15 protein-coding genes are annotated in these 13,063 nt (G+C 70.7%); 3 read left to right on the top strand and 12 right to left on the bottom strand.

Going from position 1 to position 13,063, the window contains the following annotated elements:
- Nucleotides 1-39 precede the first annotated feature (39 nt).
- The 5 genes from ligA to OG883_RS06375 all read right to left on the bottom strand — a co-directional run bounded on the left by ligA (nucleotide 40) and on the right by OG883_RS06375 (nucleotide 5,071).
- Nucleotides 40-2,223: an NAD-dependent DNA ligase LigA gene (ligA, locus tag OG883_RS06390; protein WP_266536168.1), complete on the bottom strand. Its 2,184-nt coding sequence runs from the start codon at nucleotides 2,221-2,223 to the stop codon at nucleotides 40-42.
- Nucleotides 2,224-2,251: 28 nt separating this feature from the next.
- Nucleotides 2,252-3,256: a methionine synthase gene (locus tag OG883_RS06385; protein WP_266536165.1), complete on the bottom strand. Its 1,005-nt coding sequence runs from the start codon at nucleotides 3,254-3,256 to the stop codon at nucleotides 2,252-2,254.
- 139 nt (nucleotides 3,257-3,395) lie between these two features.
- A complete protein-coding gene (locus OG883_RS46745) occupies nucleotides 3,396-3,719 on the bottom strand; it encodes a hypothetical protein (RefSeq protein ID WP_323180883.1) in 324 nt (107 codons plus the stop codon).
- 115 nt (nucleotides 3,720-3,834) lie between these two features.
- Nucleotides 3,835-4,185, bottom strand: coding sequence for a hypothetical protein (locus OG883_RS46740; RefSeq protein ID WP_323180882.1), 351 nt, complete (start codon nucleotides 4,183-4,185; stop codon nucleotides 3,835-3,837).
- A gap of 196 nt (nucleotides 4,186-4,381) precedes the next feature.
- Nucleotides 4,382-5,071 (bottom strand): SDR family oxidoreductase, encoded by a 690-nt coding sequence (locus OG883_RS06375; protein ID WP_266536162.1) that lies wholly within the window; start codon nucleotides 5,069-5,071, stop codon nucleotides 4,382-4,384.
- A 272-nt stretch (nucleotides 5,072-5,343) separates the two neighbouring features.
- Between OG883_RS06375 and OG883_RS06370 the strand changes: the two genes are divergently transcribed.
- Nucleotides 5,344-5,655, top strand: coding sequence for a DUF427 domain-containing protein (locus tag OG883_RS06370; RefSeq protein ID WP_266541288.1), 312 nt, complete (start codon nucleotides 5,344-5,346; stop codon nucleotides 5,653-5,655).
- Nucleotides 5,656-5,781: 126 nt separating this feature from the next.
- On the opposite strand, the gene mnmA is transcribed toward OG883_RS06370, so the two are convergent.
- The gene (mnmA, locus tag OG883_RS06365; protein ID WP_266536159.1) at nucleotides 5,782-6,906 is read right to left on the bottom strand and encodes a tRNA 2-thiouridine(34) synthase MnmA; all 1,125 of its coding nucleotides are present in this window, start codon (nucleotides 6,904-6,906) and stop codon (nucleotides 5,782-5,784) included.
- Nucleotides 6,907-6,967: 61 nt separating this feature from the next.
- Here mnmA and OG883_RS06360 point away from each other — a divergent pair, with 61 nt between their 5' ends.
- Nucleotides 6,968-7,648: an N-acetylmuramoyl-L-alanine amidase gene (locus tag OG883_RS06360; RefSeq protein WP_266536156.1), complete on the top strand. Its 681-nt coding sequence runs from the start codon at nucleotides 6,968-6,970 to the stop codon at nucleotides 7,646-7,648.
- A gap of 249 nt (nucleotides 7,649-7,897) precedes the next feature.
- On the opposite strand, the gene OG883_RS06355 is transcribed toward OG883_RS06360, so the two are convergent.
- The 3 genes from OG883_RS06355 to OG883_RS06345 all read right to left on the bottom strand — a co-directional run bounded on the left by OG883_RS06355 (nucleotide 7,898) and on the right by OG883_RS06345 (nucleotide 9,755).
- Complete coding sequence (locus tag OG883_RS06355) at nucleotides 7,898-9,061, bottom strand: cysteine desulfurase family protein (protein WP_266536154.1); 1,164 nt, start codon at nucleotides 9,059-9,061, stop codon at nucleotides 7,898-7,900.
- A 114-nt stretch (nucleotides 9,062-9,175) separates the two neighbouring features.
- Nucleotides 9,176-9,577, bottom strand: coding sequence for a hypothetical protein (locus OG883_RS06350; RefSeq protein ID WP_266536151.1), 402 nt, complete (start codon nucleotides 9,575-9,577; stop codon nucleotides 9,176-9,178).
- A 22-nt stretch (nucleotides 9,578-9,599) separates the two neighbouring features.
- A complete protein-coding gene (locus OG883_RS06345; RefSeq protein WP_266541685.1) occupies nucleotides 9,600-9,755 on the bottom strand; it encodes a hypothetical protein in 156 nt (51 codons plus the stop codon).
- A 100-nt stretch (nucleotides 9,756-9,855) separates the two neighbouring features.
- On the opposite strand from OG883_RS06345, the gene OG883_RS06340 reads away from it, so the two are divergent.
- Entirely contained in the window at nucleotides 9,856-10,476 is a 621-nt protein-coding gene (locus tag OG883_RS06340) for a TetR family transcriptional regulator (RefSeq protein ID WP_266536148.1), read from the top strand.
- Here OG883_RS06340 and OG883_RS06335 read toward each other — a convergent pair.
- Genes OG883_RS06335 through OG883_RS06325 form a run of 3 tightly spaced genes read right to left on the bottom strand, consistent with a single transcriptional unit; the run spans nucleotide 10,445 to nucleotide 13,056 of the window.
- The gene (locus OG883_RS06335) at nucleotides 10,445-11,425 is read right to left on the bottom strand and encodes a YafY family protein (RefSeq protein WP_266536145.1); all 981 of its coding nucleotides are present in this window, start codon (nucleotides 11,423-11,425) and stop codon (nucleotides 10,445-10,447) included. The genes OG883_RS06340 and OG883_RS06335 overlap by 32 nt on opposite strands.
- Before the next feature lie 41 nt (nucleotides 11,426-11,466).
- Complete coding sequence (locus OG883_RS06330) at nucleotides 11,467-12,339, bottom strand: thioesterase family protein (RefSeq protein ID WP_266536143.1); 873 nt, start codon at nucleotides 12,337-12,339, stop codon at nucleotides 11,467-11,469.
- Between the two features lie 57 nt (nucleotides 12,340-12,396).
- Nucleotides 12,397-13,056, bottom strand: coding sequence for a trimeric intracellular cation channel family protein (locus tag OG883_RS06325; protein ID WP_266536142.1), 660 nt, complete (start codon nucleotides 13,054-13,056; stop codon nucleotides 12,397-12,399).
- Between the last annotated feature and the right edge of the window lie 7 nt (nucleotides 13,057-13,063).

Here is a 13,063-nt window from a genome sequence, read left to right as displayed (position 1 = left end):
TGCGCAAGCCCCTCCCAAGCCCGGCGCAAGCCCCCTCTGTTACGCCTCTGCAGGCACAGCGGCCCCACGGGCCGCATCAGGTCCTTGTTCGAGCAACACGGCAAAGCCGTCCTCGTCCAAAACCGGCACCTTCAACTGCATGGCCTTGTCGTACTTCGAACCGGGGTTGTCGCCGACCACCACGAAGGCCGTCTTCTTCGAAACGGAACCAGCCACTTTCGCTCCGAGGCTCTGGAGGGCCTCTTTTGCGCCATCCCTGGTGAAGTTCTGCAAGGTGCCGGTGACCACCACGGTGAGTCCCGCCAGCGGACGCGGCCCTTCGTCCTGGCCGCCGCCCTCCTCCTCCATCCGGACGCCCGCCTCCCGCCACTTGCGCAGGATCTCGCGGTGCCAGTCCTCCTCGAACCACTGCCTGAGCGAGGCGGCGATGGTCGGGCCGACGCCGTCGACGGCTGCCAGCTCCTGCTCCGTCGCCTGCTCGATCCGCTCGAAGGACCGGAACTCACGGACCAGAGCCGCAGCGGCCACCGGCCCGACATGGCGGATGGAAAGGCCGTTGAGGAACCGCGCGAGCGGGCGCTCCTTGGCCGCCGCGATGTTCTCCAGCAACGCCAGGGTGTTCTTCTTGGGCTCGCCCTTCTGGTTCGCGAAGACCGTGACGACCTTCTCCTCGCCGGTCTTCGGGTCGCGCTTGGGCAGTCCGCTGTCCTGGTCGCGGACATAGGCCTTGATGGGCAGCAGCCGCTCGACGGTGAGGCCGAAGATGTCGCCCTCGTCGGCCACCGGCGGCTCGGCCGGCTCCAGCGGCTGGGTCAGGGCCGCCGCGACCACCTCACCGAAGTTCTCGATGTCCAGGCACTCGCGGCCCGCGAGATAGGCGATTCTCTCCCGCAACTGGGCCGGGCAGGTCGCGGCGTTGGGGCAGCGGAGGTCGATGTCACCCTCCTTCATGGGCCGCAGACCCGTCCCGCACGCCGGGCATTCGGCCGGCATCACGAACTCCCGCTCGCTGCCGTCCCGCAGATCTGCCACCGGGCCGAGAATCTCCGGAATGACATCGCCCGCCTTGCGCAGCACCACGGTGTCGCCGATGAGCACACCCTTGGCCTTGACCACTTCCTGGTTGTGCAGAGTGGCGAACTCGACCTCGGAGCCGGCGACGGTGACCGGCTCGACCTGGGCGTACGGCGTGATCCGACCCGTGCGGCCCACACCGACCCGGATGTCGACCAGCTTGGTGTTGACCTCCTCCGGGGCGTACTTCCACGCGATCGCCCAGCGCGGCGCCCGCGCGGTGGAGCCGAGCCGCCCCTGGAGCGGGATCTCGTCGAGCTTGACGACGACGCCGTCGATCTCGTGCTCCACGGAGTGCCGCTTCTCGCCGAAGGAGGCGATGAACTCCCGTACGGCGTCGAGGGAGTCGACCACCTTGTTGTGCTGGGCGGTCGGCAGGCCCCACTCGCGCAGCAGCCCGTACGCCTGCGACAGACGGTTGATGTCGAAGCCCTCGCGGGCGCCGATGCCGTGCACCACCATGCGCAGCGGGCGGGTGGCCGTGACCTTCGGGTCCTTCTGGCGCAGTGAACCGGCGGCCGCGTTGCGGGGGTTGGCGAAGGGCTTGTCACCGGCCTCCACCAGGCGGGCGTTGAGCTCCCGGAATTTCTCCATCGGGAAGTAGACCTCGCCGCGGATCTCGACGAGAGCGGGGATGCGATCGCCCTTCAGCCGGTCGGGGATGTCCGCGATCGTGCGGACATTGGGAGTGATGTCCTCGCCCGTGCGCCCGTCGCCGCGAGTCGCGGCCCGGGTCAGCCTGCCGTGCTCGTACGTCAGGTTCACCGCGAGGCCGTCGACCTTCAGCTCGCACAGAAGGTGGTAGTCGGAGGTGTTGACCTCGCGCGCGACGCGCTCCGCCCAGGCGGCCAGCTCCTCGTCGTCGAAGGCGTTGTCCAGCGACAGCATCCGCTCGCGGTGCGCGACCTCGGTGAACTCCGTCTCGTACTGTCCCGCGACCTTCTGGGTCGGCGAGTCGGGCGTACGCAGCTCGGGATACTCGTCCTCCAGTGCCTCCAGCGCGCGCAGCAGTCGGTCGAACTCGCCGTCGCTGACGACCGGCTGGTCCTTCACGTAGTACCGGAAGCGGTGCTCCTCGACCTGCTCGGCCAGCTGGGCGTGCTTCTCCCGTGCCTCGGCGGGCACAGACCCTTGCTGTTCGACAGCCACCGTTTCGTCCTCCCGTTACTTCAGCCCGTTACTCAGGGTTGTCCGCGAGCGATCTCGCCGCCCGGACGCAGTGGGCGAGCACAGTCCGGGCATAGGCGGGCGAAGCGCCCGCCAGCCCGCACGACGGGGTGATCACCACGGACTCGGCGAGAGTCCCCGGATTCAGCCCCAGCCTGCGCCACAGCGTCCTGACACCCATGACGCTACCGGCAGGGTCTGACAATGCCGTGTCGGTGGAGGGCACGACGCCCGCGAAGAGCCGGGTGCCCGACTCCACCGCCTCACCGATCGACTCCTCGTCACGCTCGGTGAGCAGAGCGAAGTCGAACGAGACTCCTGCGGCACCGGCCCGGCGCAGCAGCGCGAACGGCACGTCCGGCGCGCAGGAGTGCATGACGACCGGACCATCGGTGACACCGGCGACGTCGCGCAGTGTGGACTCGACGATCTGGCGGTCCACCGCCCGGTAGGTCCGGTATCCGCTGGCGGTCCCGATCTGTCCGCGCAGTACGGCCGTGAGCGACGGCTCGTCGAGTTGCAGCACCACCTGGGCGCCCGGCACCCGGCGGCGTACCTCCGCGAGATGGGCGCGCAGCCCCTCCGCGAGCGATCCCGCCAGATCCCGGACGGCTCCCGGATCACCCAGCGCCGCCTGACCGTTCCGCAGCTCCAGGGCGGCCGCCAGCGTCCACGGCCCCACCGCCTGCACCTTCAGGGGACCCTCGAAGCCCTGGGTGAACTCCTCCAGCGCGTCGAGATCCTCCCCGAGCCAGGAGCGCGCGCGCCGGGTGTCGCGCCCCGGCCGGTCGCTGATCCGCCAGCCGCTGGGCTCGACATGCGCGTACATCTCGACGAGCAGCCCGATGGTCCGCCCGATCATGTCGGCGCCGGGCCCGCGCGCGGGCAGCTCGGCCAGATACGGAAAGTCCTCGAAGGATCCTGCGACGGTCTTCGCGGCCTCGCGCGCATCGCCGCCGGGCATCGACCCGACACCGGTGGCCGGGCCCCAGCTGAACTCGCTCTTCTCGCTCACTCAGGAAGCGTACGTGGCGCGCCGGGGCGCGCCGTACGGCGTCCGGGCCCGGGCGTCGGCGCGGCGGCGTCACCTCGTGGGGAACGGGTACCCGCCCGGCGATCGGGTGCTGGCGGTGCGGTCCGGCAGCAGCGTGCCGTCAGCGGACGTCGACGAAGTCGCCGGTGGCGGTGGCGGTGCCCGTGGTGGACGTGCCGCCGAAGGTGTAGCGCCAGTAGCCGTCGACGGATGCCGTGACGGTGGTCTTCAGCGCGCCCGTGGACGAGGAGTTCACGGTCTTGACGGTGGCGTAGGCCGAGCTCCCTGCCTTACGGAACTGGAGCTTGACCGACTGGCCGGCGTAGCCGGTGTACGTGTGCTTCACCCAGTCCGCGCGAGTGAGGCTGCCGGTCACGGTGATCGTCTTGCCCTTCGTCACCGGCTCCGGGGAGGCGTTGACGCTGACCTTCGCCCAGCGCTGCACCCGGACGCTGCCGGGGGCCGTGGTGTACTCCTCGGCCTTGAGGGTGTCGTTGGCATTCCACAGACGCTTGCTGACGCCGATCTTCCACGTGGTGGCGTCGTTGTGGGAGTCGAGGTCATAGCGCGGGTCGATGGAGAGGCTGCCCTCGCAGCGCGCCGCCCGGGCGCTCTCCTCGTAGCAGGGTGTACGACCCCATGTGGAGGCCGCCGGTGTCGGCTCCCTTGGCGGCCGTGGTGTCGTGGTACAGGAAGGGGGACGCGTCGTAGCGGGACGGATCGGCGGTGCTGTAGCCGGCGGGCAGCGCAATACGGAAAGAGACGGGCGGCTCCTTCGCGTCCGCCGTCCCCACCACGATGGGCCTGCCGCCGTTGACCACGACGTCCGACACGGTGATGCCGGTGGACGCGGCCTGCGCCGGAGCGGCGGTGAGCGCCGTCATGGCCAGGGCGCCCACGAGCACGGCCATTGGGCCGGGTCTGCCTGATTTCATGCATACCTCTTGCGTTGTACGGATCGGAGAGAACCTCCCGCGGGAGAGACAGGACACCGCAGGGCGAGGGCGGCAGGGTATCAGCGGCACGACCGGTGATTCCCGACGGGGCGATCATGCCGGTTCGCCTCCGCAGGCCGGTCCTGGCCCGGTCTCTCAGTGGCCCGGTCTCTCAGTGGCCCGGCCGGACCGTCAGGTCGTTGATCTCGGCGTCGCGCGGCAGATCCAGCGCGGTCAGGATCGTCGTCGCGACCGACTCCGGGTCGATCCAGCGGGACGCGTCGTACTCCTTGCCCTCCTGCGAGTGCACCTTGACCTGCATCGGGCCGGCCGTACGCCCCGGGTAGACGGAGGTCACCCGCAGGCCGTTCGGCTTCTCCTCGTGGCGCAGCGAGTCGGCGAGGGCCTTCAGTCCGTGCTTGGAGGCGGCGTACGCACCCCATTCGGCATGGGCGTTCAGGCCCGCGCCGGAGTTGACGAAGAGCACCTGGCCCTGGGCGGCGCGGAGTTGGGGCAGAAAGAGGCGGGTCAGCTCTGCCGGGGCGATGAGGTTGACGTTGAGCTGCTCGTGCCAGGTCTTGGGGCGCAGCTCGACGATCGGGCCGAGGTCGACGATGCCCGCGATGTGCAGCAGGGAGTCCAGCCGGTCCGGCATCGGCTGATGGCCGAGCGCCCAGGAGATGCGGTCCGGGTCCGCCAGGTCGGCGACGAGCGTACGGGCTCCGGGGAACTGCCCCGCGAATTCCTTGGCGCGTCCCGCGTCGCGCGCCAGCAGCACGAGGTCGTCTCCGCGCTCGTGCAGCCGGCGCGCGACGGCCGCGCCGATGCCGGAGCCTGCCCCGGTGATCAGGTGTGTAGCCATGCCGCCATGCTCGCACTCCTGCACCCCGGCAGGCTCGTCCGGGTGGGCCGGGGCCGGCGAACCCGGGCGGCATCCGGACGGATTCGGAGCCAGGATCCGGAAGAACAAGGATGCCTCGGACGCTGTACCGGAGAAGGCCTCACCGAAGGGATCCGACCGCCATGACACAGGCGCACAACGGACAGACGCACGACGGACAGTCGCAGCACGGGCAGCCGCAGCACGGGCAGCCACAGCACGGACAGCCGGGCAACGGGCCCAAGGGACACCGCATCACGGTGGAGCAGGGCACTGACCATGTACGGGTCGTGCGGGACGGGCAGCTGCTCGCCGAAAGCCGGCGGCCCCTGCTGCTGCACGAGTCGGGTCTGCCGGTCCGCTACTACCTCCCGCCCGACGACGTACGCATCGAACTCCTCAAGCCTTCGGACACCCACACGCACTGTCCGTTCAAGGGTGACGCCGACTACTGGTCGGTGGCGGGCGCACCCGATCTGGTGTGGTCATATCCCGAGCCGAAGGACCAAGTGGCGCGGATCAAGGGCTATTTCTGCTTCTACGACACCGAGGTCGTCCAGGCCTGACCGGGGAAGTCCTGTGGCCGAGCGATGAGTCGGCACAGTGCCGGCCCCGCTGCCGGCGGAGTTCTTCACCAACGGAACCGGCAGCGGGCCAGGACACCCCCACCTCGGTCCGGCTGCTCGCCGCGTCTAGGCGACCGACGCGGCCGCCCGCTCCGTCGTTGCGATCGTTGCCGAGCCGACCACCCGCGTGCCGTCGTACAGCACGATCGCCTGGCCGGGCGCCACGCCCCGCACCGGCTCGGCGAAGGAGACCTGAAGGGTGCCGTCGATCATTTCGGCACTCACCTCGGTCTCGCCGCCGTGCGCGCGCAGCTGAGCGGTGTACGTCCCCGGGCCCGCCGGAGGCGCCCCGCACCAGCGCGGCTTGATGGCCGTCAGGCCTGTGACGTCCAGGGCCTCGACCGGTCCGACCGTCACCGTGTTGTTCACCGGGGAGATGTCCAGGACGTAGCGCGGCTTGCCGTCGGGCGCGGGGTGGCCGATCCGCAGGCCCTTGCGCTGGCCGATGGTGAAGCCGAACGCTCCGTCGTGGCTGCCCAGCTTCGTACCCGACTCGTCGACGATGTCGCCCTCGGCCGTGCCGAGCCGTGCGGCGAGGAAGCCCTGGGTGTCGCCGTCCGCGATGAAGCAGATGTCGTGGCTGTCGGGCTTCTTGGCGACCGCGAGTCCCCTGCGCTCGGCCTCCGCCCGGATCTCGTCCTTGGTGGTGAGGGTGTCGCCGAGCGGGAACATGGCATGCGCCAGCTGGCGCTCGTCGAGGACCCCGAGGACGTACGACTGGTCCTTGGCCATGTCGCTGGCGCGGTGCAGCTCGCGGCTGCCGTCCTCGCTCATCACGACCGTGGCGTAGTGGCCGGTGCAGACCGCGTCGAAGCCGAGCGCGAGCGCCTTGTCGAGCAGCGCAGCGAACTTGATCTTCTCGTTGCACCGCAGACAGGGGTTGGGGGTGCGGCCCGCCTCGTACTCCGCGATGAAGTCCTCCACCACGTCCTCGCGGAAGCGCTCGGCGAGATCCCATACGTAGAAGGGGATGCCGATGACGTCCGCGGCGCGGCGGGCGTCGCGCGAATCCTCGATGGTGCAGCAGCCCCGCGCACCCGTCCGGAAGGACTGCGGGTTCGCGGAGAGTGCCAGGTGCACACCGGTGACATCGTGCCCGGCCTCGGCGGCGCGGGCGGCGGCGACGGCGGAGTCCACGCCGCCCGACATGGCGGCGAGCACACGGAGGGGGCGCTGGGAAGTCTGAGTCATAGCCCTACCAGGGTAAGGGGCCCGGGGAACCGAACGCTCGCGAGTAAGCGTTGTGGATCGCATGGGCAGCAAATCGGAGCACGGGGGCCGCAGAGGCCGGGACACTGAGCGGCGCATCAGCCGGCGTGCCGCGCTGATCGGCGGCGGAGCCGTGCTGGTGGGCGGCGGCGTCCTGGCGCAGGACGAGCTGAGGCGCGCCTGGTGGCGGCTGCCGGGGATGGCGAAGCCGCGCAAGGAGGGTGAGCTCGATCACTCGGGCGCGGAGTGGACGGCCGCCTCCCGGGCGAACTGGCGGCTCGCGGACCGGCCCGACGACTACGGCATCGACCGCGTGATCATCCATGTTGTCCAGGGCAGCTATCCGACGGCGCTCAAGGTCTTCAAGAACCCGGGGCACGGCGCCGCGACGCACTATGTCGTCCGCAAGGACGGGCACGTGGCGCAGATGATCCGCGAGCTCGACGTGGCCTTCCACGCCGGGAACCGTTCGTTCAACGAGCGCAGCATCGGTATAGAGCACGAGGGATTCGTGGACCGGCCGGCCGGTTTCACGGATGCGATGTACCGGTCGTCGGCGCGGCTGACGGCGGGGATCTGCGCGCGCTACGAGATACCGGTGGACCGCGAGCACGTCATCGGGCATGTGGAGGTGCCGGGGACGGATCACACCGATCCGGGGCCGCACTGGAACTGGAACCGCTACATGAAGCTGGTGCGGGACGCCCGCGTCGCCGCCTCGTAACCCGCCTCACCACCCCCCCGGGCGCACCCGGGGCCGCTAGGGGCGGGCGGCCGGGGGCCTGCCCGGCGGACGGCCGGCACCGGGCCCGCGCTCACCGCCTGCCGTCGGGCTCTCTTCGGCCTTCACCGCCCGCTTCTTCTCGTACTTCCCATTTCTTGCCTTTGAAGTCGAGTTCGAGCCATACGCCTTGTGACGTATACGACGGCATTCCGCTTGTGCGTGCGCCCCCTCCGTCCGGTCGGGAGCGGATCAGACCAGACCGGCCGTACGGGCCCGTTCCACCGCCGGACCGATGGCCTCGGCAACCGCGTCCACATCGGCCTTGGTGGAGGTGGAGCCGAGGCTGAAGCGCAGCGTGCCACGCGCCAGGTCCGGGTCGGTACCGGTGGCGAGGAGCACATGGCTGGGCTGGGCGACGCCGGCCGTGCAGGCGGAGCCCGTGGAGCACTCGATGCCCTGGGCGTCCAGGAGCAGAAGCAGGGAGTCGCCCTCGCAGCCGGGGAAGGTGAAGTGGGCGTTGGCGGGGAGGCGGCCGTCCGGGTCGCCGCCGAGGATCGCGTCCGGGACGGCGGTGCGCACCGCGCGGACCAGTTCGTCGCGCAGTGCGCCGATCTCACGGGCGAAGTCCTCGCGGCGCTCGGCGGCGAGGCGGCCGGCCACGGCGAAGGCGGCGATCGCGGGAGCGTCCAGGGTGCCGGAGCGTACGTGGCGCTCCTGGCCGCCGCCGTGCAGAACCGGGACCGGGCTGTACTCACGGCCGAGCAGCAGCGCGCCGATGCCGTACGGACCGCCTATTTTGTGCCCGGAGACGGTCATGGCGGCGAGGCCAGAGGCGGCAAAGTCGACCTCGAGCTGCCCGAAGGCCTGCACCGCGTCGGCGTGCATCGGGACGCCGAACTCCCTTGCCACGGCAGCGAGTTCGGCCACCGGCAGGATGGTGCCGATCTCGTTGTTGGCCCACATCACGGTGGCGAGCGCCACATCGTCGGGATTGCGCTCGATGGCTTCGCGCAGCGCCTCGGGATGCACTCGCCCGTAGGCGTCCACCGGCAGGAACTCGACCGTCGCACCCTCGTGCTCGCCGAGCCAGTCCACGGCGTCGAGGACGGCATGATGCTCGACGGGGCTGGCCAGCACCCGGGTTCTGGCCGGGTCGGCATCACGTCTCGACCAGTACAGCCCCTTCACGGCGAGGTTGTCGGCCTCGGTGCCACCGGAGGTGAAAACCACCTCGCTGGGCCGTGCGCCGAGCGCCTCGGCGAGCGTCTCGCGGGCCTCCTCGACGGCGCGTCGGGAGCGGCGCCCGGCGGCGTGCAGCGCGGAGGCGTTGCCGGTGACGGTGAGCTGGGCGGTCATCGCCTCGACGGCCTCCGGCAGCATCGGAGTGGTCGCGGCGTGGTCGAGGTAAGCCATGGTGGCCACGATTCTACGAGGCGTGGCGGGGGCGCGGGCGCGGCGCAGGGGTGCACGGGCGTTCGGCGCGCGCCCCTGGTGCGGGCAGGGGCGCCGCGGACGGGCTCGGCAGGGTCAGTTGCCGAAGCCCCAGACGACCGTTCCGTTCATGGTGACGAGTACGGCGAGGACCGCGAGGTCGGCCAGGCCGAGGGCAAGTCCGAGCAGGGCGCGGGCGCGGCGTGCGGTGCCGCGCCAGAGGGCGAGGCCGGCCAGGACGAGTGCGATCGGGCCGAGCACGATGTTCATCACGAGCAGGCCGACGAGGCCGAGGACGAAGGCGGCCACGGCCATGCCGTCGGCGTCGTGCGGGTCCCCGTCCCGGCCGGTGTCCCGGTCGGCGTCCCGGCCCGTGCCGGGGCGCTCGCCCGCCGGACGGCTGCCGGTTCCGGCACTCGAGCTCGAGCTCGGGCTCGCGCTGGTACTCGTGCTCGTGTCGAGGCGGTTCTCGCTGCGTGCGGTAGCGGTGAGTTGCATGGTGGGTTCGGCTCCTTCCGGTTCAGTGGTGACGCGCGCGGCGCTCGCGCACGGCGAAGACGACCAGCCAGCCGCCGATGGCGGCACCGGCCACGAGGGACACGGAGAAGGGGAGTTGGACCACGGCGCCCAGCATGATCCCCAACAGAAGGAGCGCTGCGACGAGGGCGAGCATCATCTTCCTTTCCAATTTTGGGTGAACACTTGTGAGTACGACTGTTCACTGACTACTGAGTCTACAGTTCCCTTATCCGGAGAACGGTTGTTTACTGAATGGCATGAGTCACAGTCACACCGCCGGGATCCGCCAGGCCCAGAAGCAGAAGACCCGTCAGGCCCTGCTGGATGCCGCGCTCCAGCTGCTCGAGGAGCAGAGTCTGAGCAGTCTCGGCCTGCGCGAGGTGACCCGGGCCGTGGGTGTGGCGCCGACCGCGTTCTACCGTCACTTCCGGGACACGGCCGACCTCGGGGTCGCGCTCGTCGAGGAGACGCTCGGCAGCCTGCACGCCACGATCGGCGAGATGCTCGCCGAGACCGGCGACGAAGTACGCATCGACCGGACCGTCGCCCTGATCGCCGCCCTGGTCCGTACGTCCCCCGCCCATGTCCGCTTCGTCGCCCGCGAGCGCCACGGCGGCGTACAGCCCGTGCGCGAGGCCATAGGCGCGCAACTGCGCCTGTTCGCGGACGAGGTGGCGGCGGCTTTCGCGCACGATCCCGAGTCGGCGGGGTGGAGCGAGGCGGATCTGCGGATGCTCGCGGGCGTCTATGTCGACCACATGGTGATGACGGCCTCCGCGTTCCTGGAGGCCGGCCCCGAGGGCGAGGAGCGGGTCGGCTCGGTCGCCCGGCGTCAGCTGCGACTGGTCAGTCTCGGCCGCCGCCACTGGCTGGACTGAGGCCGTACAGCTCGACAACCATGGCCGCCGAACGGGCCAGCAGCTCGCGGACCTCGGGCGGCGAGAGCACCTCCAGATTCTCGCCGAAGGCCAGCAGGGAGCGGGCCGCCACGACCGACGGGAAGGCGAGCTCCACGTGCGCCCATTCCCCCTCGGTCACCGGCTCGGCCGTGACCTGGCCCTCCTGGATCCGCAGAAACAGCTCCAGGCGGTCGGCCCTCACCCGCGCCGTCACGCGTACGTCCGCCTGACGGTCCTCGACCTGGCGGCGCAGCACCTGCCAGACGTCCGCCAGCTCCTGACCGGCGCGCCGCCGGACCGGCGCATCGGTGAGGGCGGCGGCGACCACCCGGTCCGCGCGGAAGAGCCGGGGGACCGCCCGGTGGTCGGCGATCAGGTACCAGACGCCCGCCTTCACGACGAGGCCGTACGGATCGAGGGTGTATGTACGCGGCTCGGTCGTCCCGCTGTGCCGGTAGCGCAGTCGCAGCCGCCGGTCGCTGAAGACGGCGGAGTTCAGTACGTCCAGGTCGACGGCCGGCCGCGGTACCCGCATCCAGCGGGCCGGGTCCACCAGGATCCGGCGGCTCGTCAACTCGGCGGCGGGGCGATGGGGTTCGGGGAGTGCGGCCATGACCTTGCGCAGGGCGGAGCCGAGGGCCTGGTCGAGGCCGAGCGCGGAATGAGCGCCCTGGGCGGCGAGGACGAACAGGGCGCGGGACTCGTCGGCGGTCAGCCCGGTGACGTCGGTACGGAACCCGGGCAGCAGGGCGATCCCGCCGTGCCGCCCGCGCTCGGCGTAGACGGGGACGCCGGCCGCCGAGAGCGCCTCGACGTCGCGGTAGATGGTGCGTACGGAGACTTCGAGCCGCTCGGCGAGCTCACCGGCGGGAACGACGCTGCGGGTCTGCAGGAGCAGGAGGATCGAGAGCAGCCGGTCGGACTTCACGGTGTGGGCGTCTCCGGGGCAAAGGAACGGAGCAGCAGCGGCTAGCGCGGCGCCTTCGCCAGCTGGCGGGACTGGGCGACCAGACGGTCCGCACTGTCCCAGACCTCCGCGTCCTCCTCCAGGAAGCCGCCCGCCAGGTTGCGGGTGGTGATGGAGACACGCAGCGGACCCGGGGCCGGGCGGCAGCGGATGTGGGTGGTGAGTTCGACCGTGGGGGTCCAGCCCTTGAGGCCCAGCTCGAACGAGGTCGGCGGCAGCGCGTCGACCGTGAGCAGCAGCGAGAGGGGGTCCGCGTCGCGGCCGTCCGCGAGCCCGAACCAGCCGCGCATCTCGCCCTTGCCGGAGGGCGCGCCGATCGCCCAGCCGAGGGTCGCCGGGTCGAGCTTGATGTTCAGACGGTCGGTGATCGCCGAACTGCCGGGGATCTTCGGCGCGGGACCGTCGGACGGCCCGAAGCAGTGCTCGAACGGCGGGATGGCCGGGGGCTCTGCCGTCGTTCGCACGTCATCCGGGAGCGTGTCCAGATCTCCGTACGAGGCGAGCACGCGGATGCGCTCGACCTCGGTGCCGTCCTCCGCGTACTGGAAGAGCGAGGCCTGGCCGGTCGAGAGGGTGCGGCCGGTGCGTACGACCTCGGTACGGATCACCGCGGGGCCCGGCTGGGACGCCGTGAGGTAGTGCGCCGAGACCGTGAACGGGTCGGGGTGCGGCAGGGCGTCACCGAGGGCGCGGCCGAGCAGAGCCAGGAGGTAGCCGCCGTTGACGGCGTGGATGATCGTCCAGCCCGCCGAGAGCTCCGCGTCGTAGACGCCCGGTTCGCGCGGGGTGACAGCGGTGTCCCGGTCGAACTCGCTGTCCCCGATCGTCGCCTGTACTGCCTGCGCTGTCTGCGCCACCTCTGCTGCCTGTGCCATGGCGGCACGGTACAACAGAACACTACTGAGCGGTAGCTTTTTTCTCCCGGGGGCGGGCTACCCCTCCTCGGCGGCCGCCGAGCGTCGGTTCCAGGCGCGCGGGGCCCGCCAGTGGAAGCGCATCGCCAGCAGCCGCAGCACGAACGCCGTCACCACGGCGACTCCACTGGTGGCGGAGTTCAGTACGTCGAAGCGGATGCAGAGCACCACCATCCCGGCACCGACGATCGCGGGGACGGCGTACAGATCGCGGTCCCAGCGCAGCAGCGAAGGCACCTCATTGGCCAGTACGTCGCGCAGCACACCGCCGCCGACAGCGGTGGCCAGACCCAGCGCCGCCGATGCGGTCAGGCCGAGCCCGTACTCGTACGCCTTGGTGGTGCCGGTGACGCAGAACAGTCCGAGGCCCGCCGCGTCGAAGACATTGACACCGACCTGGATGCGCTCGACGTGCGGATGCAGGAAGAACACCAGGACGGCCGCCACCAGCGGCGTCACGAAGTACCCGAGATCGGTGAAGGCGGCCGGCGGGACTGCCCCGATGATCAGGTCACGCAACATCCCTCCGCCCAGCGCGGTCACCTCGGCGAGCACCGCGATGCCGAAGACGTCGAAATTCTTGCGTACGGCGAGCAGTGCGCCGGAGATCGCGAAAACGAAGATCCCGACGAGCTCGAGCGCATGCTGGACGGAGGGCGTGAACAGTTCATGGAGCACCGGACGA

This window comes from Streptomyces sp. NBC_01142, assembly GCF_026341125.1.
GTDB lineage: Bacteria > Actinomycetota > Actinomycetes > Streptomycetales > Streptomycetaceae > Streptomyces.
Note: the sequence above shows the minus strand (reverse complement) of the source record. Positions and strands in the feature narration are given on the sequence as shown.